This is a genomic window from Streptomyces sp. NBC_00386 (assembly GCF_036063235.1).
GTDB lineage: Bacteria > Actinomycetota > Actinomycetes > Streptomycetales > Streptomycetaceae > Streptomyces.
The window spans coordinates 1,703,755-1,725,741 of record NZ_CP107950.1 but is presented as its reverse complement, the minus strand read 5'-3'; the positions used below and the strand labels follow the sequence as shown (position 1 = coordinate 1,725,741).

At 71.1% G+C, this 21,987-nt stretch carries 21 protein-coding genes and 1 pseudogene; 8 read left to right on the top strand and 14 right to left on the bottom strand.

The genetic code is table 11. The annotated features are described in order from the left end of the window. Nucleotides 1-7: 7 nt before the first annotated feature. Genes OG780_RS07445 through OG780_RS07435 form a run of 3 tightly spaced genes read right to left on the bottom strand, consistent with a single transcriptional unit; the run spans nt 8 to nt 2,636 of the window. The gene (locus OG780_RS07445; protein WP_328445912.1) at nt 8-1,210 is read right to left on the bottom strand and encodes a thiolase family protein; all 1,203 of its coding nucleotides are present in this window, start codon (nt 1,208-1,210) and stop codon (nt 8-10) included. Beyond that, nucleotides 1,207-1,854, bottom strand: a complete 648-nt coding sequence (locus OG780_RS07440) for a CoA transferase subunit B (RefSeq protein WP_328445910.1) — start codon at nt 1,852-1,854, stop codon at nt 1,207-1,209. The genes OG780_RS07445 and OG780_RS07440 overlap by 4 nt, the downstream gene beginning before the upstream one ends. Continuing rightward, entirely contained in the window at nt 1,854-2,636 is a 783-nt protein-coding gene (locus tag OG780_RS07435) for a CoA transferase subunit A (protein WP_328445908.1), read from the bottom strand. Before OG780_RS07435 ends, OG780_RS07440 begins: the two co-directional genes overlap by 1 nt. A 306-nt stretch (nt 2,637-2,942) precedes the next feature. On the opposite strand from OG780_RS07435, the gene OG780_RS07430 reads away from it, so the two are divergent. Continuing rightward, on the top strand, nt 2,943-3,407 hold the full coding sequence (locus OG780_RS07430; RefSeq protein ID WP_328445906.1) for a MarR family winged helix-turn-helix transcriptional regulator: 465 nt from the start codon (nt 2,943-2,945) through the stop codon (nt 3,405-3,407). Nucleotides 3,408-3,505: 98 nt separating this feature from the next. Here the strand turns inward: OG780_RS07430 and OG780_RS07425 are convergent, their stop codons facing one another. The 3 genes from OG780_RS07425 to OG780_RS07415 all read right to left on the bottom strand — a co-directional run bounded on the left by OG780_RS07425 (nt 3,506) and on the right by OG780_RS07415 (nt 7,458). Next, nucleotides 3,506-4,483, bottom strand: a complete 978-nt coding sequence (locus OG780_RS07425; RefSeq protein ID WP_443062302.1) for a DUF3048 domain-containing protein — start codon at nt 4,481-4,483, stop codon at nt 3,506-3,508. A gap of 168 nt (nt 4,484-4,651) precedes the next feature. Then, nucleotides 4,652-5,722, bottom strand: a complete 1,071-nt coding sequence (locus tag OG780_RS07420; RefSeq protein ID WP_328445904.1) for an ATP-dependent DNA ligase — start codon at nt 5,720-5,722, stop codon at nt 4,652-4,654. Between the two features lie 233 nt (nt 5,723-5,955). Beyond that, nucleotides 5,956-7,458, bottom strand: a complete 1,503-nt coding sequence (locus OG780_RS07415; RefSeq protein WP_328445902.1) for an LVIVD repeat-containing protein — start codon at nt 7,456-7,458, stop codon at nt 5,956-5,958. Nucleotides 7,459-7,634: 176 nt separating this feature from the next. Between OG780_RS07415 and OG780_RS07410 the strand changes: the two genes are divergently transcribed. Continuing rightward, on the top strand, nt 7,635-8,279 hold the full coding sequence (locus OG780_RS07410; RefSeq protein ID WP_328445900.1) for a DUF305 domain-containing protein: 645 nt from the start codon (nt 7,635-7,637) through the stop codon (nt 8,277-8,279). A gap of 3 nt (nt 8,280-8,282) precedes the next feature. On the opposite strand, the pseudogene OG780_RS44585 reads toward OG780_RS07410, so the two are convergent. Beyond that, nucleotides 8,283-8,402: pseudogene (locus OG780_RS44585) on the bottom strand (IS630 family transposase); the annotation flags it as partial. A gap of 124 nt (nt 8,403-8,526) precedes the next feature. Between OG780_RS44585 and ligD the strand changes: the two are divergent. Beyond that, a complete protein-coding gene (gene ligD / locus OG780_RS07405) occupies nt 8,527-9,558 on the top strand; it encodes a non-homologous end-joining DNA ligase (protein WP_328445898.1) in 1,032 nt (343 codons plus the stop codon). Between the two features lie 361 nt (nt 9,559-9,919). Further along, complete coding sequence (locus OG780_RS07400) at nt 9,920-10,957, top strand: LacI family DNA-binding transcriptional regulator (RefSeq protein ID WP_328445896.1); 1,038 nt, start codon at nt 9,920-9,922, stop codon at nt 10,955-10,957. A gap of 197 nt (nt 10,958-11,154) precedes the next feature. Here the strand turns inward: OG780_RS07400 and OG780_RS07395 are convergent, their stop codons facing one another. Beyond that, complete coding sequence (locus OG780_RS07395; protein ID WP_328445894.1) at nt 11,155-11,946, bottom strand: VOC family protein; 792 nt, start codon at nt 11,944-11,946, stop codon at nt 11,155-11,157. A gap of 271 nt (nt 11,947-12,217) precedes the next feature. Here OG780_RS07395 and OG780_RS07390 point away from each other — a divergent pair, with 271 nt between their 5' ends. Then, nucleotides 12,218-12,463, top strand: a complete 246-nt coding sequence (locus OG780_RS07390) for a WhiB family transcriptional regulator (protein ID WP_328445892.1) — start codon at nt 12,218-12,220, stop codon at nt 12,461-12,463. 120 nt (nt 12,464-12,583) lie between these two features. On the opposite strand, the gene OG780_RS07385 is transcribed toward OG780_RS07390, so the two are convergent. The 3 genes from OG780_RS07385 to OG780_RS07375 form a co-directional block, all read right to left on the bottom strand. After that, nucleotides 12,584-13,561, bottom strand: a complete 978-nt coding sequence (locus tag OG780_RS07385) for an acyl-ACP desaturase (RefSeq protein WP_328445890.1) — start codon at nt 13,559-13,561, stop codon at nt 12,584-12,586. Between the two features lie 214 nt (nt 13,562-13,775). Continuing rightward, a complete protein-coding gene (gene ddaH, locus OG780_RS07380) occupies nt 13,776-14,552 on the bottom strand; it encodes a dimethylargininase (protein ID WP_328445888.1) in 777 nt (258 codons plus the stop codon). Nucleotides 14,553-14,869: 317 nt separating this feature from the next. Beyond that, nucleotides 14,870-16,504, bottom strand: coding sequence for an ABC-F family ATP-binding cassette domain-containing protein (locus tag OG780_RS07375; RefSeq protein WP_328445886.1), 1,635 nt, complete (start codon nt 16,502-16,504; stop codon nt 14,870-14,872). Between the two features lie 303 nt (nt 16,505-16,807). Here OG780_RS07375 and OG780_RS07370 point away from each other — a divergent pair, with 303 nt between their 5' ends. Further along, nucleotides 16,808-17,497, top strand: coding sequence for a GOLPH3/VPS74 family protein (locus OG780_RS07370; protein WP_328445884.1), 690 nt, complete (start codon nt 16,808-16,810; stop codon nt 17,495-17,497). Between the two features lie 273 nt (nt 17,498-17,770). Next, the gene (locus OG780_RS07365) at nt 17,771-18,607 is read left to right on the top strand and encodes an isocitrate lyase/PEP mutase family protein (RefSeq protein WP_328445882.1); all 837 of its coding nucleotides are present in this window, start codon (nt 17,771-17,773) and stop codon (nt 18,605-18,607) included. 16 nt (nt 18,608-18,623) lie between these two features. Here OG780_RS07365 and OG780_RS07360 read toward each other — a convergent pair whose 3' ends face one another. Then, nucleotides 18,624-19,040 (bottom strand): SsgA family sporulation/cell division regulator, encoded by a 417-nt coding sequence (locus OG780_RS07360; RefSeq protein WP_326784352.1) that lies wholly within the window; start codon nt 19,038-19,040, stop codon nt 18,624-18,626. A gap of 313 nt (nt 19,041-19,353) precedes the next feature. Here OG780_RS07360 and OG780_RS07355 point away from each other — a divergent pair, with 313 nt between their 5' ends. Beyond that, nucleotides 19,354-20,415 carry a WD40/YVTN/BNR-like repeat-containing protein gene (locus tag OG780_RS07355; protein ID WP_328445879.1) on the top strand — a complete coding sequence of 354 codons (1,062 nt, stop codon included), beginning with the start codon at nt 19,354-19,356 and terminating at the stop codon, nt 20,413-20,415. 83 nt (nt 20,416-20,498) lie between these two features. Here OG780_RS07355 and OG780_RS07350 read toward each other — a convergent pair whose 3' ends face one another. Further along, complete coding sequence (locus OG780_RS07350; protein ID WP_328445877.1) at nt 20,499-20,822, bottom strand: hypothetical protein; 324 nt, start codon at nt 20,820-20,822, stop codon at nt 20,499-20,501. 14 nt (nt 20,823-20,836) lie between these two features. Next, nucleotides 20,837-21,823, bottom strand: coding sequence for an LLM class flavin-dependent oxidoreductase (locus tag OG780_RS07345; protein ID WP_328445875.1), 987 nt, complete (start codon nt 21,821-21,823; stop codon nt 20,837-20,839). Nucleotides 21,824-21,987 lie beyond the last annotated feature (164 nt).

Below are 21,987 nucleotides of genomic sequence, written 5' to 3'. Positions count from 1 at the left end.
CGACTTCCTAGCGTTCGAGGACGAGGGCGAGGCCTTGGCCCACGCCGATGCAGAGGGTGGCAACTCCAACTCCGGTGCCCTTGCGGGCGAGTTGGTGGGCGACGGTTCCGGCGAGCCGGGCACCGGAGGCGCCGAGGGGGTGGCCGAGCGCGATGGCGCCGCCCTGCGGGTTGAGGATCGCGGGGTCGAACTCGGGCCACTCGGCGAGGCAGCCGAGGACCTGCGCGGCGAAGGCCTCGTTGAGCTCCAGCACCGACAGGTCGTCAAATCCCTTGCCCGCCTTGGCCAGAGCGCGGTTCACCGCCTCGACGGGGGCGAGTCCGAAGTACTGCGGGTCGGTCGCGGACACACCCGTCGCGGACACCCGGGCGAGGGGTTCGCGGCCGGTGGCCCGAAGCCCTTCCGCGTCGGTCAGCAGCAGGGCGGCGGCCCCGTCGTTCAGGGGTGAGGCGTTGGCCGCGGTCACCGTGCCCCCTTCCGCGCGGAAGGACGGCTTGAGCCGGGCCATGGCGTCGAGAGACGCGTCGGCGCGGACGCACTCGTCGGCGCCGAACACGACCGGACCATCCTTGCGGCCGGGCAGGGACAGGGGAGTGATCTCGGCGTCGAACAGGCCCTCCGCCTGGGCCCGGGCCGCCTTTTGGTGGCCGGCGAGGGCGAACTCGTCCTGCCGCTCGCGGGTGATCCCGTGCTTGTCGGCGATGAGTTCGGCGGACTCGCCGAGGGGGATGGTCCACCGCGGGTCCATCCGCGGGTTGACCATGCGCCAGCCGAGTGTGGTGGAGTACAGCTCGGTGTGCCCGGCCGGGAACGGCCGCTCGCTCTTGGGCAGGACGTAGGGCGCGCGGGTCATCGACTCGACGCCACCGGCCAGGGCGATGGAGGCGTCGCCGAGCGCGATGGCGCGGGCCGCCTGGATGACGGCTTCGAGGCCGGAGGCACACAGCCGGTTGACGGTCACGCCCGGCACCGAGGTGGGCAGTCCGGCCAGGAGGGCGGCCATCCGGCCCACGTTCCGGTTCTCCTCGCCCGCGCCGTTGGCGTTGCCGAAGTACACGTCGTCGATCCGCGCCGGGTCCAGGTCCGGGGTCCGGGCGAGGAGTTCGCGGACGGTGTGGGCCGCCAGGTCGTCCGGGCGGACGGCGGCCAGTGAGCCGCCGTACTTGCCGAAGGGCGTCCGGACGGCGTCGACGATGTAGACGTCCTTCATGACCGGATCCCCTCAGCGACGACGACCTCGGCGGCGGTCTTCGCCGCGATCTCACCGGCCGTGACACCCGGAGCGGTCTCGACCAGCAGCAGCCCGGCGGGTGTGACGTCGAGGACGCCCAGGTCGGTGATGACGCGGTTGACGCACGCCTTCCCGGTGAGCGGCAGCTCGCACTCACGGAGGATCTTGGGCGAGCCGTCCTTGGCGGTGTGTGTCATCACGACGATGACCGTCCGGGCCCCGTGGACGAGGTCCATCGCCCCGCCGATGCCGGTGATCATCTTGCCGGGGACGGCCCAGTTGGCGAGGTCGCCGCCGGCCGACACCTGCATCGCGCCCAGCACCGCGACGTCGATGTGCCCGCCGCGGATCATCCCGAAGGACAGCGCGGAGTCGAAGTACGAGGCACCCGGCAGGACCGTGACGGTCTCCTTGCCGGCGTTGATGAGGTCGGGGTCGACCTGGTCCTCGGCGGGGTAGGGGCCGGTGCCCAGAATGCCGTTCTCCGACTCCAGGATCACCTCGACGCCGGCGGGGAGGTGGTTGGGGATCAGGGTCGGCAGGCCGATGCCGAGGTTGACGTACTGGCCGTCCTTCAGTTCACGCGCGGCGCGAGCCGCCATCTCTTCCCTGCTCCAGGCCATCACTCGCTCACCGTCCCGTCCGCCGCGGACGCCGAGACCGTCCGCTTCTCGATCATCTTGGCGTCCGCCTGCTCGCGGGTCAGGGCGACGACGCGCTGCACGAAGATGCCGGGCAGGTGCACGGCGTCCGGATCGATCCCGCCCGGCTCCACGAGCTCCTCGACCTCGGCGATCGTCACCCTGCCGGCCATCGCGGCGAGCGGGTTGAAGTTCCGGGAGGACTTGTTGAAGACGAGGTTGCCGTGCCGGTCGCCCTTCGCGGCCCGTACCAGCGCGAAGTCGGTGCGGATGCCTCGCTCCAGTACGTACGCGGTGCCGTCGAACTCGCGCACCTCCTTCGGCGGGGAGGCCAGCGTGACGCCGCCGTGGCCGTCGTACCGCCACGGCAGTCCGCCGTCGGCGACCTGGGTGCCGACCCCGGCGGGCGTGTAGAAGGCGGGGATGCCGGCACCGCCCGCGCGCAGCCGCTCGGCCAGCGTGCCCTGCGGGATCATCTCGACCTCCAGCTCGCCGGCCAGGTACTGCCGGGCGAACTCCTTGTTCGCGCCGATGTACGAGCCGGTGACCCGGGCGATGCGTCCGGCGGAGAGCAGGGTCGCGAGGCCGGAGTCCATGGCCCCGCAGTTGTTGGAGACGACCCCGAGCCCCTGGGCGCCGCGCTCGTGGAGCGCCTCGATCAGCACGTTCGGAACGCCACTGAGGCCGAATCCGCCGACCGCGAGGGTCGCGCCGTCCGGTACATCGGCCACCGCCTCCAGTGCCGTGGCGACCACCTTGTCCATCCGTGAAGCCTCATCTCTCCCGAGTGTCCGGCGCCAAATTAGTCAGGGCACTGAGTAATTCTGCGAGGTGCTCAACACGCTGCCATCCGGGCTTCGGTCCGTCAAGGCTTCGGATAGGCGCAGTGATGCGAAGGGTCGGCAAGGTCGACAGGGACGGGACAGTCGCCAGGAAGGGCAGGTATCGTTCAGTGCACCAACGAATTCAGAGCATCGATGAACGCGGAGCGCCGACGGGGCGCGGGGCATCGACGCACGCCACCCCGGTGCGGCACTGTCACCGGCGCGTACCGGACCCGAGGAGCGCACATGGCCGCGGTGGACCTCTCCACCCACCCCGGGCACCTGGCCCGGCGACTCCAGCAGGCGCACTACCTGCTGTGGAACACGATGGTCTCCGAGGAGATCACCTCGCCCCAGTTCGCGGTCCTGAACGCGCTGGTCGCCGAGCCGGGCCTCGACCAGCGCACGGTGGGGGAGCGGGTGGGACTCGACCGGTCCACGATCGCCGAGGTCATCAGCCGGCTCGGGCGCCGCGCGCTGCTGGACAAGGTGCGCGACCCGCAGGACGGACGGCGTTTCCTGCTGCGCCTCACGGACGAGGGGCTGCGCGTGCACCGGAAGCTGACCGTGCGCACCGCGCGCATGAACCAGGTCTTCCTGGCTCCCCTCTCCGCCGAGGAGCAGGATCTCTTCTTCGACCTCATCCAACGCGTCTCGGACGCCGCCGAGGGGCTCCGCAACCCCGGGGAACCCATCCGCGCGCAGCACTGAGGGCCGGCGTCCGCCCGAGCGGGGGCCGAACCGAGGGCCGAACCGGCGGCTCGGTCGGCCCGTCCGCCCGTGGGTGCCCACGCCCGGGTGCCCGGGGCTCACGCCTTGGCGAGGACCACCCACACCTGCCCCGGGGCGAAGTTCATCGGCGTGCCGTCCGGACTGGTGAACCGCGTGCCGTCGGCCGCTTCGGGACGCGTCCAGTTCGCGTCGAAGGCGCGGCCGTCGCGCAGTACCCGGGCCGTGCCCGAGCCCACCGACTCCGTGAACGGAGTGTTGTTGCCGAGGAAGTCGTGGTACCTCGACGCGCGCACCTTCACGTACTGGATGACCACCGTCGCCGGAGCCACCGAGGTGCCGTCGGTCGTCACCGTCGGCGTGCCGTCCATCGCCACCAGCCAGCGCCGGCGGTCGGCGGACCAGGTGAAGGTGAAGCGGGCCGACGGGAAGCGGACCGTGCGGGAGGCCTCGGGGGTGCCGCCCTTGGGTGCCGCGCCGAAACGGAAACCCGTGGTCAGCGCGGCGTCGCCGGGCGCGGAGTCCATCAGCCGCCGCGGGCGCAGATACAGATTGTGCGGCGCGGCCTTGCCCGTGCCCCGGTACCAGGCGTCGGGCACCTTCCCCGCCGGCTCGGGATCCAGCGGAGCGTCGTCGATCAGCGGCAGCAGCTTGTGCTGGGCCCCGGAGAAGGCGAGCGTCGGCTCGTGGAACTGTCCCAGCAGTTCGAGATCCGACTCGCGGGCACTGCGCACGGGCCCGACGCTGTCGGGCAGGGTGCTCGCGAAGACCGCCATCAGCCGGCTCAGACCGCCCTCGACCTGCTCCGCGTAGACCACGTCCGCCGCGTCGAGCCCCGTCTGGGGACGGGCGTCGGGCGCGTTGTCGATCTTCACGGCGAGTACCGGGCCGGCGTTCGGGACGCCTGTCCCGCTGTCGCTCGGGCTCTGGCTCGGGGAACGGCTGTCGTCGGCCGCTCCGCCGCCCGAGGTGCAGCCCGTCATCAGGGAGCCCGTCACCGTGACGGCCAGCAGTCCCGCCGTCCATGCGCCACGCCGTGTCCGAACCGACTCTCGTATGCCCACCGTGCCACCTGTCCCGTGCCATCGATTGTGCGTCCATCAGTTCATCGGTGGCCATACCCGATCGTTTCTGATTGCGCGCGGCGACTGAGTTGATCGGCTCAGCGGGACGATCCGTGCAGGGTCGAAGAGGGTCGCGGAGGAAGCGGCTCCGTGCGCGGTGCGTCAGCTCCGCGGCCCCAGGATCTCCGCCAGGTCGTAGCCGACCGGCTCCTCCAGTTGTCCGTACGTGCAGCTCTCGGCGGTACGGTCGGGGCGCCATCGGCGGAAGCGGGCCGTGTGGCGGAACCGTACGCCGTTCTCCATGTGGTCGTAGGCCACCTCGGCCACCCGCTCGGGCCGGACCGGGATCCAGGACAGGTCCTTCTTCGCCGACCATCTGCTGGGCGCCCCCGGCAGCCGGGCCGTCTCGTGCGCCGACTCCCGCGCCCAGGCCGCCCACGGATGCCCGGCCGCGTCCTCCAGCCGCAAGGGCTCCAGCTCTTCCACCAGTTCCGCCCGCCGCTTCATGGTGAACGCGGCGCTCACGCCCACGTGCTGGAGCGTGCCCTCCGTGTCGTACAGGCCGAGCAGCAGCGACCCGACGACCGGTCCGCTCTTGTGGAAGCGGTACCCCGCGACGACGACGTCCGCCGTCCGCTCGTGCTTGATCTTGTACATGGCACGCTCGTCCCGCAGATACGGCAGCGTGAGCGGTTTCGCCATGACCCCGTCGAGCCCCGCCCCCTCGTACTGCTCGAACCACCGCTGCGCCACCTCGCGGTCCGTGGTCGCCGACGCCACGTGCACCGGCGCCGTCACCCCGGACAACGTCTTCACCAGCAGCGCGCGCCGCTCGTTCAGCGGCACGTCGAGCAGCGAGGCGTCGGCCAGTGCCAGCATGTCGAAGGCCACGAAGGAGGCGGGGGTCTTCTCGGCCAGCATGCGCACCCGTGAGTCCGCCGGGTGGATCCGCTCCGAGAGCGCGTCGAAGTCGAGCCGCCCGTCCCTGGCGATCACGATCTCCCCGTCCATCACACAGCGCTCCGGCAACCGCTCCCGCAGCGCCTCGACGAGCTCCGGAAAATACCTGGTCAGCGGCTTGCCGGTGCGGCTGCCGATCTCCGTCTCGTCGCCGTCGCGGAACAGGACGGCCCGGAACCCGTCCCACTTCGCCTCGTAATGCATGTCCGGCGGGATCTTCGCCACCGACTTGGCGAGCATCGGCTTCACGGGGGGCATCACCGGCAGATCCATACTTCGACTCTAAGAGCCGTCCATGGTGTCCGCCTGTTGCGTCTTCCGTCCTGCGGGATGCGGCTGTCCTGCGGTTTTGCGGCCGTTTCGCGGCCGGGCTGTGAGACGGGTGTGAGACGGAGCCGCCGCGGGGCCGGACCGGGAGCCGGGGGTCCCGCCGGAGGCCGAGGCGTCCGACGGGACCCCCGGGACGGACCTGTCCCGCTTCCTTGCGACGGGACGGCCGGCCGGGGTCAGCCGAAGTAGTCCGGCTGGGTCTGGACGTTCAGCTCGTCCAGCCGCACCCGCTTGGCGGGGTCCGTGCGCCGGTCGCTGATCTTCAGCACGTCGAAGCCCTTGGTGATGTCGTTCGAGTAGATGTGGCCGTTGTAGTAGTACGCCGACCAGGCACCGCCGACGACCAGTCCGGTGGTGGACAGCGGTCCGCGCTCGAAGTAGGCGATCTCCTTCGGGTTCGAGGAGTCGGTGAAGTCCCAGACCGAGACGCCGCCCTGGTACCAGGCCTGGACCATCAGGTCCTTGCCCTTGACCGGGATCAGCGAGCCGTTGTGGGCGACGCAGTTCTCGGTGGCCGCCTGGTGGCGTGGGATCTTGTAGTAGCTGCGGAAGACCAGCTTGCGCTTGTCGCCCTTGCCGACGATGTCGTAGATGCCGTCCGCGCCGCGGTCCGGGCCGATCTCGGCGTTGCAGGTGGCCGCGCCGCCGCCACCCAGCTCGTCGGTGAAGACGACCTTGTTCGCCTTCTGGTTGAAGGTCGCCGAGTGCCAGAACGCGAAGTTGACGTTGTCCTGGACCCGGTCGATGACCCTCGGGTTCGCCGGGTCCTCGATGGAGAACAGGATGCCGTCACCCATGCAGGCACCGGCGGCCAGGTCCTTCTCCGGCAGCACGGTGATGTCGTGGCAGCCGGTGGTCTTGGACACGCCCGGGTTGGTGGGCGAGCCCGGGTTGCCGCCGCCGTCCGGGCCCTCGCCCGGGAAGAGCACCGGGAAGTTCACGACCGCCGCCCGCTCGGGGGCCTTGCGCGGCACCTTGATGACGGAGATGCCGTCGTGCGGGGGCTGGCAGTCCGGGTAGGTGGCGTTCGGCGAATACGAGGAGACGTATACGTAGACGTTCCTGCGCTCGGGCACCAGGGTGTGGGTGTGCGAGCCGCAGGCGGTCTCGACGGCGGCGACGTACTTCGGGTTCCTCTTGTCGCTGATGTCGAAGATCTTCATGCCCTCCCAGGAGGACTTCTCGGTCACGGGCTGCGTGGTGCTGTTGCAACTGCTGTCGCTGCGCGAGGAGTCGGTGGAGAGGAACAGCAGGTCACCGGAGACGGAGATGTCGTTCTGCGAGCCCGGGCAGAGCACCTGCGCGACGGTCTTCGGCGCGCTGGGGTCGGCGATGTCGAAGATGCGGAAGCCGTCGTAGTTGCCGGCGAAGGCGTACCGGCCCTGGAAGGCCAGGTCCGAGTTGATGCCCGGCAGCGCGTCCTTGGGGATGTTGGCGAGGTGTTCGATGTTGTCGGAGTGGACGATCTCGTCCTGTCCGGGTATCTCGCCGTCGGCGATCGCCTCAGCCGCCCGGGCCCGCGCCTCCTGCGACACCTGGCGTTCCGCGGCCGGGCCGTCCCCGGGGTCGGGGGTGGCGGCCGCGGGGACGGCCGTCAGGAGTGCCGCGAGGAGTCCGGCACAGGCCGCGACGACACCCAGCCGTCTGTGCCGCGTTCGGGGATGGTTTAACAGGGTCACTGCAACCTCCATTTCGCCGTTCACGGGGGAACGGTTCACGGTCCTCCGAAGTATCGTCTTCATCATGCACAGATCAAAGAGGGGTAATGCCTTCGTCATGAATCTCGCCGGTGATCGATGCGAAGATCCATGAGTGTCAGTCAGGTTCGTCAACTCCCCCGTACCAGGAGGTCGTTGTGTTCAGAAGCCGGGCGCCCCTCGCTGCCGCGCTGCTCGTGCTCGCCCTCGCCGGCTGTGACGCGGACACGGACACCGACAACAGGTCCGCTACCGGCGGCGGACCTTCGGTGATCGTCCCCGGCGCGCCGGGCGAGGAGAACCGCACGCTCTCCGCCGGCGAGGCGGCCGCGCAGCGCGCCGATGACGACACCCCCAACTCGGCCGACGTGTCGTACGCCCGGATGATGATCCAGCATCACACCCAGGCCCTGGAGATGACCGGGCTTGTCCCGGACCGCGCCCGGTCGGGGGACCTCGAACGCCTCGCCCTGCGCATCTCCGCGGCCCAAGGCCCCGAGATCGAGGCCATGCGGGGCTGGCTGAAGACACACGGCGAGACGGAGACCGGGGACGCCGGGGGCCACCAGCACACCGGGATGCCGGGAATGGCGACCGAGGCCCAGTTGAAGGAGTTGCGCGCGGCTCGCGGCGCGGACTTCGACGCCCTCTTCCTCACCCTGATGATCACTCACCACGAGGGAGCCATCACCATGGCCACCGACGTCAAGGCGCAGGGCCACAACCTGCTGATCGAGGAGATGGCCGACGACGTGGTGGCCCAGCAGACCAGCGAGATCACCCGCATGCGCGCGATGCGCTAGGGCTCTACGCCCGGTGTACTCCCGGACCGCGCAGAGCGGCCGGGAGCGCCGGCCGGGCTTGCGCAGGGTCATGCCGACCATCGACACCCGCCCGGATCCTCTGCCACGCACCCGCACGACCGGCGCATGTGCGAAATGTGGCAGGACGCCCGATCGGCATCTTCACCCGAGCGTCCACCGCTCGTCGATTCCGCGCGGGCGTCCGCCCGGTGTGCGGGGCCCGTGGGCTGCGCCTACCGTGGCTCGCATGGGCGATGCGGTGGAACTCGAAGCGGCCGGCAGGAGTGTTCGTCTGTCCAGCCCGGACAAGATCTTCTTCCCGGAGCGCGGGTTCACGAAGCTGGACCTCGCCCAGTACTACCTCGCGGTCGGCGACGGCATCCTGCGTGCCCTCCGTGACCGTCCCACCACGCTGGAGCGCTACCCGGACGGGGTGACCGGCGAGTCCTTCTTCCAGAAGCGGGCGCCCAAGAACATGCCCGACTGGATCCCGACCGCCCGCATCACCTTCCCCAGTGGCCGCAGCGCCGACGAGATGTGCCCCACCGAGCCCGCCGCCGTGCTGTGGGCCGCGCAGTTCGGCACGCTCACCTTCCATCCGTGGCCGGTCCGCCGTGACGACGTCGACCGCCCCGACGAACTGCGCATCGACCTGGACCCGCAGCCCGGCACGGACTACGCGGACGCGGTACGCGCCGCCCACGAACTGCGCGAGGTCCTGCACGAGTACGGCGGTCTGCGGGGCTGGCCCAAGACCTCCGGGGGCCGCGGACTGCATGTCTTCGTGCCGGTCCAGCCGCGCTGGACCTTCACCCAGGTGCGCCGGGCCGCCATCGCCGTCGGGCGCGAGCTCGAACGCCGTATGCCCGATCAGGTCACCACCGCCTGGTGGAAGGAGGAGCGAGACGAGAAGATCTTCGTGGACTACAACCAGGCCGCTCGCGACCGCACCATGGCCTCCGCCTATTCCGTACGGCCCCGCCCGCACGCCCCGGTCTCCGCGCCGCTGCGCTGGGACGAGGTGCAGGACGCCAGGCCCCGGGACTTCGACCTGGCGACCATGCCGGGGCGCTTCGCCGAACTCGGCGATGTGCACGCCGACATGGACGATCACGCCTTCTCCCTGGAGGCACTGCTGGAACTCGCCGACCGCGACGAGCACGACCACGGCCTCGGCGACCTCCCCTACCCGCCCGAGTACCCGAAGATGCCGGGCGAGCCCAAGCGGGTGCAGCCGAGCCGCGCGAAGCACGAGGACGCCGCGCCGCAGGACAAGTGATTCCCCGGGCGGCCCCCGTCCGGGCGGCCGCGCCCGGCTGTTCGGGACCCTCTCCCGTCCGGGCCGGACGGCGTCGACTCCCTTGACGGCGGGGCGACTTCGGCCGCTGCGCACGCGAATCCCGTCCGGGCGCCCGCGCCATCGGCCCGCGCGTGGACGGCCGTGGGGCGGACCCGGCGGGCAGCCGATCGTCCGGGGCCCCGACTCCCGCGCCGGGTCAGGGAACGGGCCGGCACTCTCACCGCCGAGGCGCCCTTCGGCGGGATCGGTTCGAGCCGTTCTCGGTGATCGGGGAGCACTTCCACAGAGCGAGCGGCCACGCGGCTATCCTGATCCGCATCCGCCGAGGAGGTGCCCTGAGGTGACCGAGACAGTGTCGCGCCCCACGCTGGAGGCCGTGGCAGCGCGGGCCGGGGTCTCCCGGGCCACCGTGTCACGGGTCGTGAACGGTGGGGACGGGGTCCGTGAACCGCTCGTCGAGCGCGTGCGCCGGGCCGTCGAGGAACTCGGGTACGTTCCGAACCAGGCCGCCCGCAGCCTCGTCACCCGGCGCCACGACGCGGTCGCCGTCGTGATCGCCGAGCCGGAGACCAGGGTCTTCGCCGACCCCTTCTTCGCGCTCCAGCTCCGCGGCATCAGCAAGGAACTGACAGCCAACGACTCCCAGCTCGTCCTGCTGCTCACGGAAGGCCGCGACGACCACGCCCGCGTCGCCCGCTACCTCGCCGGCGGCCACGTCGACGGCGCGCTCGTCTTCTCGCTGCACCTCGACGACCCGCTGCCGGGCCTGATCCACGGCGCGGGTGTGCCGACCGTGTTCGGCGGACGGCCCGGCTGGGGCGACGGCGTCCGCGAAGCCGTCTACGTCGACTGCGACAACCGCGGCGGAGCCCGCCAGGCCGTTCGCCACCTGATCGGACTCGGGCGGACGCGCATCGCCCACATCACCGGTGCCCTCGACCAGACGTCCGCGGTCGACCGGCTCGACGGCTTCCGGGACGTCATGGCCGACGCCGATCCGGCGCTCGTCGCGCAGGGCGACTTCACCCCCGCCGGCGGCGAACGCGCGATGCGGGAACTGCTGGAGCGCCGCCCCGACCTGGACGCGGTGTTCGTGGGGAACGACCTGTCGGCGCTCGGCGCGCTGCGCGTGCTGCGTGAGCACGGGCGACGGGTGCCCGACGACGTGGCCGTGATCGGCTTCGACGACATGCTGCCGATCGCCGAACAGACGGATCCGCCCCTGACGACGGTGCGTCAGGAAATAGAGGAGATGGGCCGGTTGATGGCCCGGCTGCTGATCCGCGGTCTGGAGGGCGGGGCGGGGGCCGAGGACACGGCGCCCGAGGCCTCCGGAGTGGTCCTGCCGACGACGGTGGTACGACGCGCCTCGGCCTAGGGCTTGTCTGGCAATTCCCGTCTGCCTGGCGACGCCATGCGCGTTCCCCCAAGCTCTTCGAGCAGGGGGACCCCCATGACGCCGCACGGCCGCCCTTCGGGCGACGACGCGAATTGTCAGACAAGCCCTGGGACCGAAGCACCCTCGGCACGGGGCTGAAGGGCTTCGGCCCCGAGCAGGTCCGCCGGCCGGAGGCGTCAGCTCTGCTGCGGTGCGCTCCTGATCACCGCGAGGCGTGCCCCGTACGGATCGGCGAGCTTGGCGATGCGGCCGACGCCCTCCATGTCCGTGGCGGGCATACGGACCGTACCGCCGAGTTCCTGGGCCTTGGCGACCACGGCGTCCGTGTCGGGGACCTCGATGTACGGCAGCCAGTACGCGCCGGTCCTCGCCTCGACCGGGTCGTCGGCGAGCGGGACGAGGCCGCCGAACATGCCCTCCTCCTCGGTTCCCGCGGGGTTGACACAGGTGTAGGTCCCGCCCGGGAACTCGGCCGCCGAAGTGTTCCACCCGAAGACCGAGTCGTAGAACGCGGCGGCCGCAGCGATGTCCGGGGTGCAGAGCTCGACCCAGCACAGGGAACCCGGGTCGCCGGCCAGGCCCAGGCCCTCGGTCCGGCCGGGCTGCCAGACGCCGAAGGTCACGCCCGCCTGATCGGCGAACATCGCCACGTGCCCCTCGCCCATCACGTCCATGGGAGGCATGAGCACCGTGCCCTTGGCGTGCTCGACCGCCTTGGCGGTGGCCTCGGCGTCCGTGGTCCGGAAGTAGACGTTCCAGGACGGCGGGCCCTGCTCGGCGGTGATCTGCATGGCCCCGGCCACGGTCTTGCCGTCGACCTGGAAGAAGCCGTAGCCACCGGCGTCGGGCCCCGCCGACCGGAACTGCCAGCCGAAGAGGCCTCCGTAGAAGGCGATCGCACCCTCGATGTCGGCCGTAGCGACATCCAGCCAGTTCGGGGAGCCGTTGACGAAGCGGGTGGTGAGCATGATTGCCCTCCTTTGAGGGGTCCCGTTGCCTTTGGTGCCGAGTCTTCCACCGCCCACTGACAATCGCCGTGGAGACGAGCAAACCGCCCGGATCGGCGGCGCCCGTCACTTAAGGTGTCCGCAGCGCTTCGTATCGTCGCCGTGTTCTCCCGCGCGCCGCCGTGCCCGAGGCCTCCCCGCGGGGCCATCATCGAGGCCGCCGGGAGCCTTGGTACGTCGCGTTGATCCTGCGTTGATCGAACGTTTTTCGCCGTCGGGCACGCTCTTGACCATGTACTCGGTAACCATCACCCCGTCCGACATCGCCTGGCAGGAGCAGGCGTTGTGCGCGCAGACGGGGGCGGACTTCTTCTTTCCCGATCCGGGCAGCTCGGTGCGCGAGGCGAAGCGCATCTGCGGGATGTGCGAGATGCGTCCCGCGTGCCTCGACTACGCGCTGAGCAACGACGAGCGTTTCGGCGTGTGGGGCGGACTCTCCGAGAAGGAGCGTCTCGGCCTGCGACGCGCCCTGGAGTGACACGAGCCCCCGCGCGGCGTCGGCCGCGCGGGGGCTCGGAGATCGGGTCCCGGGGCGCCCGTGGGCGCGCCGGGGAGAGCGGCGCCCCGAAGGCCGGGGCGGCCGTACTCGCGGAAGGGGCTACGCCGTGGCGCGGGCCGCCATCCGCGCCTTGCGGGCGGCGAGCTTCTCGTCGAACTTCGAGGCCTCGGCGTCGAGGCCGCCCATGAAGTAGCCGAGCTCCTCCTGCGCCTTGAGGCCCTCGGGACCGAGGCCGCCGATCTCCAGGACCTTGAGGTGACGCAGCACCGGCTGGAGCACGTCGTCGTGGTGGATGCGCATGTTGTAGATCTCGCCGATGGCCATCTGCGCGGCCATGCGCTCGAAGCCGGGCATGCCGTGACCGGGCATCCGGAAGTTGACGACGACGTCGCGGCAGGCCTGCATGGTCAGGTCGGGGGCGAGCTCGAACGACGCCTTCAGGAGGTTGCGGTAGAAGACCATGTGCAGGTTCTCGTCGGTCGCGATGCGCGCCAGCATGCGGTCGCAGACCGGGTCGCCCGACTGGTGACCGGTGTTGCGGTGCGAGACGCGGGTCGCCAGCTCCTGGAACGCGACGTACGCGACCGAGTGCAGCATCGAGTGGCGGTTGTCCGACTCGAAGCCCTCGCTCATGTGCTGCATCCGGAACGCTTCGAGCTTGTCCGGGTCCACCGCGCGCGAGGCGAGCAGGTAGTCGCGCATCACGATGCCGTGCCGGCCCTCCTCCGCCGTCCAGCGGTGCACCCAGGTGCCCCAGGCGCCGTCACGGCCGAAGAGGGAAGCGATCTCGTGGTGGTAGCTCGGGAGGTTGTCCTCGGTGAGCAGGTTGACGACGAGCGCGATGCGGCCGATCTCGGTGACCTTGGACTGCTCCTTGTCCCAGGCCTCGCCGTCCTCGAAGAGCCCGGGGAAGTTGCGGGCGTCGCTGAAGGGCACGTACTCGTGCGGCATCCAGTCCTTGGCCACCTTCAGGTGACGGTTCAGCTCGGTCTCGACGACTTCCTCCAGCGCGTACAGCAGACGAGCATCGGTCCAGGCTGCTGCCGGGCTGCCGAGGTCGGGGGAAGTGATCGTCACGGGTGCTCCAGGGAGGGACGGGACAACGAGCGGAAAACCAAACCTACGGCATCGTAGGCTACGTCTCCGTAGGTTACGACTCCGTAGGTTAAGAAGCCTGTAAAGGTCTCTGATCAGCGGTGTTACAGGCGCGGGCACCCCGCTTCCCGGCGCATCCCGGAGGGGTCCGGGGGCGTCGAGGGCCCGGGGCCGTACCGATGGTTGGCTCACTCGGTCAGACGTACAGCTCCCGGAGCCGCACCGAGAGGCATGTCACACAGCCCTCGAGTTTCTCGAACTCGCCGATGTCCACCACGACCGGTTCGTGGCCCAGGCCGGCGAGCAGCTCGGCGGTCTTCGGGGCGGACGACGCCATCAGCAGCTTGCCTCCGCCCAGGAGCACCACGTGCGCCCCGGACTCCTCCGGCACCGCCAGGAAGCGCGGGAAGAGCGAGGGGGTGTCCACGAGCGGCTCGTGCCCGATCACCGTCCCGTCCGGCAGCGCGGTGACCGCCGACTTCAGATGCAGCACCTTGCTGACGGGAACGGCGACGACCCGCGCCCCGAGCGGTTCGAAGACCGCGCGCAACTGCTGGACCCCGGCCGCGTTCGTCCGGCCGCCGCGGCCCACATAGATGGTGTCGCCCACCTTCAGGACGTCGCCCCCGTCGAGGGTGCCCGGATCCCAGATCCAGTTCACCGAGCAGCCGAGGCGCGCCACGGCCTCCTCCACCCCCGGGGTCTCGGCGCGGCGGGACTCGGCGCCCGGGCGGGCGATGAGGGCGACGTTGCGGAAGACGACGACGGCGTCCTCGACGAACACCGAGTCCGGACAGTCCTCGGCCGGGTCCACCTCCACGGTCTCCCAGCCGTGCGTACGCAGTGCCTCGGTGTACGCCTCCCACTGCTCGACCGCGATATCGACATCCACCGCCGTGCGTTCCACGTGCGTCACCAGCCCCTCGGCGAGGCGGGGGCTGGGCCTGCGTACGAGCACTTTCTGACTGGGCACGGGCGGGTCTCCGAATCGGCTGGGGGTGTCGGCGCAACATCATGCAGCGCGGCTCGCGCGCGCAAAAGCCCCCGGCCCGACACCGGGCACACCGCCCACCCCCGACGCTAGGGTCTGTCGTCCGGATCATGTCGCAGACGCGGGGGCTGGTGCGCACGTCTGCGGCGTTGTCGTCACTCGCCGACGCTCCGCGTCGACTCCCTCCTCCGCCTTGCAGCCGCACACACCAGCCCCCGCTCACCTCCGCCGACAGGGCGCCGCCCGCACCCTGCAACCTGATCCAGACGACAGACCCTAAGCCGCCCCCGCTCCCCGCACTATGAGAAATACCCGACAGTTTCCGGAGCGATTTCTTTCAGTTCTCCTCCTTCCAGCAGCAGTCGTCGCGTGATGCCGATCGACTCCAGGAACGGCATGTCGTGGCTGGCGACGATCAGGGTCCCTTCGTACGACTCCAGGGCCGTGGTGAGCCGGCGGACGCTCGCCATGTCGAGGTTGTTCGTCGGCTCGTCGAGCAACAGGAGCTGCGGGGCGGGGTCGGCCAGCATCAGGGCCGCGAGCGCCGCGCGGAAGCGTTCGCCGCCGGAGAGCGTCGCCGCCTGCTGGTCGGCCTTCGCCCCCTTGAACAGGAAGCGGGCGAGACGGGCCCGGATCCGGTTGGCGGTGGCGGCCGGCGCGTAGCGGGCCACGTTCTCGACCACGCTCAGATCGTCGTCCAGGACGTCGAGCCGCTGCGGCAGGAAACGCAGGGGCACATGGGCGCGCGCCTCGCCGGACACGGGGTCCAGCTCCCCGGCGATCGTGCGCAGGAGTGTCGTCTTGCCCGCTCCGTTGCGCCCGATGAGCGCGACGCGTTCGGGTCCGCGAAGATCGAACACGCCGTTCACCCGCGAGCCGTGCTGCAGCTCCAGGCGGTCGAGGGTGAGGACGGTGCGCCCCGGCGGTACGGCCGTGTACGGCAGGTCGATCCGGATCAGATCGTCGTCGCGTACGGCCTCCACCGCCTCGTCGAGACGCTCCTTCGCCTCGCTGAGCCTGCCCTCGTGCAGGAGCCGGTGCTTGCCCGCGGACTCCTGGGCCGACCGCTTGCGCGCGCCCATGACGATCTTCGGCTCGCGCTTCTGCTCGGCCATCTTCTGCCCGTACCGCCTGCGCCGGGCCAACTTGACCTGAGCGTCGATCAGTTCGCGCTTCTGCTTCTTCAGATCGGACTCGGCGACGCGCACCATGCGCTCCGCCGCCTCCTGTTCGGCGGCGAGCGTCTCCTCGTACGCGGAGAAGTTCCCGCCGTACCAGCTGACCTCGCCGGAGTGCAGATCGGCGATCTGGTCGGCCAGGTCGAGGAGTTCGCGGTCGTGGCTGACCACGACCATGACCCCGGACCAGGCCTCCACGGCCGCGTACAGCCGTCGTCGCGCGTACAGGTCGAGGTTGTTGGTGGGTTCGTCGAGCAGGAGGACGTCGGGCCGGCGCAGCAGGAGCGCGGCCAGCCGCAGCAGCACCGACTCGCCACCGGACACCTCACCGACCGTGCGGTCGAGGTCGATGTGTCCGAGACCGAGTTCGCCGAGGGTCGCGCGGGCCCGCTCCTCGACGTCCCAGTCGTCGCCGACGACGTCGAAGTGCTCCTCGGACGCGTCACCCGCCTCGATCGCGTGCAGGGCGGCGCGGACCGCGCGGATGCCGAGTGCCTCGTCGACCCGCAGCGCGGTGTCGAGGGTGACGTTCTGCGGCAGATGGCCGACCTCGCCCGCGACCCGGACGGAGCCGTCGGCCGGGGTGAGTTCTCCGGCGATCAGCTTCAACAGGGTTGATTTACCGGATCCGTTGACGCCGACGAGTCCGGTGACGCCCGGTCCGAAGGCGACCTGGAGACCGTCGAAGACATCGGTGCCGTCGGGCCAGGCGAAGGACAGGGAGGAGCAGGTGATGGAGGTGGGGAACGTTGACATGAGGGCCTCGCGATTGCTGGATGCGGTCGGGGGTACGCGTACGGGACACCGCGAGGCGACGACGATCCAGTTCGGAGGAGAGCGAGAAGAAGGCTCCGCACCCAAGGACGGCTCGAACGCCGAGGTCGCACGCTGCGCACACACGGGTCCGACAGGACCAGACGGGTGTGACGCGGTGTCTCAGACCTCAGACGAGCAACGTCCTTCTCCATTCGACGGCAACAGAACCGCTAAACACCGTAGGGGCGGTCCTGAGGGCTGTCAAAGGATTAACGCGCCCCACCGACGAACCGAGGAGACCTCGTGCCGAACGGCCCGCTCTCGTTGCCCGCCCGGCTCTACCTCCTGGCGTGGGACACCACGAAACGGAGCATCACCGGGTCCACCCACCTCCACCACCTGGTGCGCGCCGGCGCCCTCACCGAACTCGCCCAGCGCGGGCTCCTCGTCGACGACGACGGCATCGTCACCCCCGTCGACGCCGACTCCCGGACCGGGGACGTTGTTCTCGACGGACTCCTGGAACTCGTGTCGGAGTCCCGGCCCCGCGGGTGGAAGCCGTGGGTCACCTCACGGGCCCGGGTCACCCTGGACGCCGTCCGCGCCCAGCTCGCCGCCGACGGATATCTGCGCGCGGAGCGCAAGCGGGTGCTCGGGATCTTCCCGTCCGTCGAGTACGAGCTGGACCGGGTGCCCGAGGTGGAGGCCCTGCGCGGACAGGCGCGCGAGGTGCTGGAGGGACCGGTGCCCGTCGCCGACGTCGGTGACCGCGACGCGGCCCTCGTTGCCCTGGCCACCGCGGCCGAGCTCCGCACCTTCGCCTCGCCCAAGGAACGGGCGCTTCACAGGGCCCGCATCGACGAGCTCACCGAACGCGGCGGAGCGGCGGCTCCCGCCCTGAGGAAGGTCATCCAGGACGTCCGTACGGCGGTGGTCGTGGCGGCCGCGACGGCTTCCGCCAAGGCGGCCACGGCGACCACCACGGCGAACTGAGCCGGCGCGGCCGCGGCGTGCCCCGGGGAGCGCTGGTTCCCGGGGCGTCGTGCCGCCCGGCAAGGGGTCCCCGTCGATAGGCGGCCGGACGCCCCGCGAGGGGACCCGTTGAGGCGCGTCCCCGCGGCGGGAACCCGTTCGGGCGTGCCGCCCGGCGACGGGATCCGGAGGCCTAGTGCCTTTCGGCGGGAGGTCCCAGGACGGCGGCGCGCCCTCACGTACATGTCGGTTTCCTGCCAGCTCCCCCCGTACCGGCCGTGCTTGGGTTGCCCCATGACCCGTACCGAGCGACTCCGCGACTCCGCCCTCGCCTTCCGCGCCCTGCACGTGCCCGGCCGCCCCCTCGTCCTGGCGAACGCCTGGGACGCGGTGAGCGCGCGGATCGTCGAGGAGGAAGGCGCCGCGGCGGTGGCGACGACCAGCGCGGGCCTCGCCTGGGCCCTGGGCGCGGCGGACGGCGACCGGCTGGACAGGGACGACTCGCTCGCGGCCGTCGCGCGGATCGCCGCCGTGGTCCGGGTACCGGTCAGCGCGGACATCGAGAGCGGGTACGCGTCCGACGCCCAGGGAGTGGGGGACACCGTCCGCGCGGTGCTCGCGGCGGGCGCGGTGGGCGTGAACATCGAGGACGCCCTCTACGGGGAGGGAGCCGGCCCGCTGCGTCCGCGGGCGGAGCAGGCGGAGCGCATCGCGGCGGTCCGCGCGGCCGCCGACGCGGCGGAGGTGCCCCTGTTCGTCAACGCCCGCGTCGACACGTTCCTGCGCGGCGCGGGCGGGGTGGAGGAGACCCTGGAGAGGGCTGCCGCCTTCCTGGCCGCGGGCGCCGACGGCGTCTTCGTGCCCGGAACCGTCGATCCGGCGACCGTGAAGGCGCTCGTCGAGGGCATCGAAGGCCCGGTGAACATCCTGGTGGGCCCCGGTGCGCCGTCCGTGGACGAGCTGGCCGCACTCGGCGTGGCCCGGATCAGCGCGGGGTCGAGCATCGCGGCGGCCGCGCACGCCCTGGTCCGGCGCGCCGCGCGGGAGCTGCTGGGCAAGGGGACCTGCGAGACCCTGATCGGCGGGTTCGACTACGCCGGCCTCAACGCCCTGATGGGCCGCGCCGGCTGACCGCACCCGCGCCGCTTCAGCAGGTGCCCCGCATGAGCTCCTCCAGATCGTGGTCCAGGTCCACCTGGAGGTGCTCCAGACCGACCGGCACCAGCTCGGTGGTCTGCTGGAGGAAGTTCCGCACCTCACCCGAGCGCACATGGACCACGGCGGTGCCCTCGGGAGCGTGGAACTCCAGCACGGTGCGGTCGAAGCCGTACGGCCGCACCCGCACGTCGCCGTGCCCCACCGGGTCCTCTAGGCCCGACACGAGCAGTTCGCGGGCGAAGGTCCAGCAGACCTCGATGCCTTCGAGCGTGGCGGGGGCCGGGAAGGTCATGCGGACGGCGAACGGGTCGGTCCGGTCGTAGTGGAGCGTGGCCGGAATGCTCGGCATCCGCGGCGCGGCGGCGACGAGGCGGGCCTCTACGGGCTGCTCGATGACGGTGGACAACGCCTTGCTCCCTTGTGACGGCTGGACGAACTCCGGGCGGATGAAGCCGGTCAATTGAAGAGACGGAAGAATGACCCGGCGCGTGCACCTCTGACCCGAGTGACCTCTGTCACCGAGGTGTTGCACCGAGAGATCCACTTTCTCCGATCCGGGTGATCCTTTCCGTTCCGCACTCACCCGACACCGAAGAGGACACCCGGGCGGCGCCCGAGGTTCCCGTCGGAGGCCATCTGGACGCGATCGGGGGAGTGCACTAGCTTCCCCCGCCATGAGGGCCTTGGGGAAGACGAGACGCACGAGGCGAACAACAGGCATGGGACCGGCGGTGGCCGCACTCGCCGCGGCGCTCGTGGTGGCGGCACCGGCGGTGGCGGCGCCGGCACAGGCGCACGACACGGCACGGACCCCGCACTGGGCGCTCAAGAACAGTGGCGTGGACGTCCGGCTCCGCGGACTGTCGGCCGTCAGCAGGGACACCGCGTGGGTGGCCGGTTCGAAGGGCACCGTGCTGCGCACCACCGACGGCGGCACGCTCTGGCGGAACGTGTCACCGCCCGGGGCGGCGGACCTGGAGTTCCGCGACATCGAGGCGTTCGACGCGCGGCGTGCGGTGGTCCTGGCCATCGGCGAGGGCGAGGCCTCCCGCCTCTACCGGACCGAGGACGGCGGCGCCACCTGGACCGAGTCCTTCCGCAACACCGACGCCAAGGCCTTCTACGACTGCCTCACCTTCCTCGACCGGCGCCACGGCCTGGCGATGAGCGACCCGGTGGACGGCAGGTTCCGCATCCTCTCGACCGGCGACGGCGGCCGCTCCTGGAAGGTGCTGCCGAGCGATGGGATGCCCGCCGCGCTGGACGGCGAGGCGGGCTTCGCCGCGAGCGGTCAGTGTCTGGTCGGTTCGGGGCCCCGCGATGTGTGGCTGGCCACGGGAGGGGGCGCACGCGCGCGTGTGCTGCACTCCGCGGACCGCGGACTGACCTGGACCGCCACCGACACCCCGGTCCCCGCGGGCGACCCGGCGCGCGGTGTCTTCGCCCTCGCCTTCCGTGACCGCGTCCACGGACTCGCGGTGGGCGGCGACTACCGCGCCGACCAGGCCTCGCCGAGGGCCGCGGCGCTCACCCCCGACGGCGGCCGTAACTGGGCCACCGCGGACCTGCCCCCGCCCGCCTACCGCTCCGGCGTCACCTGGCTTCCGCACAGCCGCACCGCCGCCCTCGCGGTCGGCCCCACCGGCACCGACCTGACCACCGACGGCGGCCGCACCTGGCGCACCCTCGACACCGGCTCGTACGACACCGTGGACTGCACCCCGGACCTGGGCTGCTGGGCCTCCGGCGAGAAGGGACGGGTCGCGCGGCTGGAGGGCTGAGCCGTCCCGTGCCGTCTCTTGCGGTCTTCTCCCGTCCCGTGCCGTGCCGTTGGGGCATGTGCACCGCGAGCGGGCGGCGACGATCAGCCCCGGCGCGCCGTGTTCACGGCCGTTTCCCGCGAGGGGCGTTCGGCCAGGTCACCCGTGGTCGTCCACCCCTCGGCGAAGTCGAGCATCAGCAAGTTCTCCGAGCTCGGCGCGGGTGCGCACAGGCCGTGCCGGAGGGTGAACTCGGCCGTCTCGACCTTCGTCGGCTCACTCGCGGTCACGAGGAACTGCCGGACGAACTCCCCCTCGGAGGTGGTCTCCACGAGGTCGTTGAACCAGAAGGCGGTGTCCAGAACCCGGGTCGAGCCACCCAGTCCTGATCTGCCCCGCAGATGTGCTGTCCGCCCGCGTCCACCCACTGGGCGATCATGTCCTAGGGTGCCGTCGGCATCGTGACGTGTTGCCTGACGAGTTCGTACGACCTCAATCGGTCGACCAACGCGTAGACGGGCGTCACCAGCATGAGCTCGTCCGCGCCCGTCAGGTCGACCAGATCCGTCAGATGCCGGGCGACCGTCTCGGGTGCGCCGTGTGCCTGGTGCGCACGGAAGCCCGCCAGCGCCTGCGCCTCTTCCGCGGTGAAGGAGTGAGCCGCTGCTTCCGCGGGTGTGGGGAAGGGGATGTCGCCTCGCCCCTTGAGGAGTCCGGCCTTGACGACGTCCATGGGGCCGGCGAGCCAGGAAGCCTCCTTCTCCGTCTCGGCGCACACCGTCTCCACGCAGACCAGCACGCGCGGGCGCGCGCACCAGCGGGAGGGGGAGAAACACCCGCGGTAGTGGCTGAGCGCGGCCAGGGTGTTGTCCGGGCGAATGTGATGGGCGAAGGCGATCGGCAGTCCGAGCTCCCCGGCGAGCGCGGCGCCGGCTGTGCTCGAAGCCAGCAGCCACGGTTCCGGGAGCGGACCGAGCGCGACCTCGTCCACCAAGTGGCGCAGCGTCGAGGAGACATCGTCGCGGTACTCGTCGTCGGTCGTCGGCCCGGCCCCACGGCGCAGGGCCCGCGCCGTGGACTCGTCGAAGGTTCCCGGGCCACGGCCGATGCCCAGGTCGATCCGGCCCTCGTGCAGCGCGGACAGCGTGCCGAACTGCTCGGCCAGCATGATCGGGGCGTGGTTGGGGGCGAGGACACCCCCGGAGCCGAGCCGTATGGACGACGTCAACGCGGCTGCGTGGGCGGTCAGAACGACGGGCGGGAACGCTCCGATGGCCGGAGAGTGATGGTGTTCGGCGTACCAGAGACGCAGATATCCGAGATCCTCGATGCGCCGGGCGAACGCGGCGGTGTCGCGCAGTGTGTCTGCGGCCCGGGTGCCCGTCTGGACCATGGCCACTTCGAGCGCGCTGAGCGGAACAGTGATCATTCGGTCAGTATAGGAATCGCCCGTCAGTATCAAATGCCTTTGCTCGCAAGGAAGTTCGACCTCGACGTCGACCGCGGGGGCGCACAGCTCGGGGTGCTCGGTTCTGGACGAGGAACAGCTCCGGCGGACGCTCGGCCGCGGGTGGGCGGTGACGCTCCACCGGG

Excerpts from the sequence above, each read along its gene's own strand:
- OG780_RS07445 (WP_328445912.1), bottom strand. The coding sequence starts at position 1,210 with ATGAAGGACGTCTACATCGTCGACGCCGTCCGGACGCCCTTCGGCAAG.
- OG780_RS07440 (WP_328445910.1), bottom strand. The coding sequence starts at position 1,854 with ATGGCCTGGAGCAGGGAAGAGATGGCGGCTCGCGCCGCGCGTGAACTG.
- OG780_RS07435 (WP_328445908.1), bottom strand. The coding sequence starts at position 2,636 with ATGGACAAGGTGGTCGCCACGGCACTGGAGGCGGTGGCCGATGTACCG.
- OG780_RS07430 (WP_328445906.1), top strand. The coding sequence starts at position 2,943 with ATGGCCGCGGTGGACCTCTCCACCCACCCCGGGCACCTGGCCCGGCGA.
- OG780_RS07420 (WP_328445904.1), bottom strand. The coding sequence starts at position 5,722 with ATGGATCTGCCGGTGATGCCCCCCGTGAAGCCGATGCTCGCCAAGTCG.
- ligD (WP_328445898.1), top strand. The coding sequence starts at position 8,527 with ATGGGCGATGCGGTGGAACTCGAAGCGGCCGGCAGGAGTGTTCGTCTG.
- OG780_RS07395 (WP_328445894.1), bottom strand. The coding sequence starts at position 11,946 with ATGCTCACCACCCGCTTCGTCAACGGCTCCCCGAACTGGCTGGATGTC.
- OG780_RS07390 (WP_328445892.1), top strand. The coding sequence starts at position 12,218 with ATGTACTCGGTAACCATCACCCCGTCCGACATCGCCTGGCAGGAGCAG.
- OG780_RS07375 (WP_328445886.1), bottom strand. The coding sequence starts at position 16,504 with ATGTCAACGTTCCCCACCTCCATCACCTGCTCCTCCCTGTCCTTCGCC.
- OG780_RS07365 (WP_328445882.1), top strand. The coding sequence starts at position 17,771 with ATGACCCGTACCGAGCGACTCCGCGACTCCGCCCTCGCCTTCCGCGCC.
- OG780_RS07355 (WP_328445879.1), top strand. The coding sequence starts at position 19,354 with ATGGGACCGGCGGTGGCCGCACTCGCCGCGGCGCTCGTGGTGGCGGCA.
- OG780_RS07345 (WP_328445875.1), bottom strand. The coding sequence starts at position 21,823 with ATGATCACTGTTCCGCTCAGCGCGCTCGAAGTGGCCATGGTCCAGACG.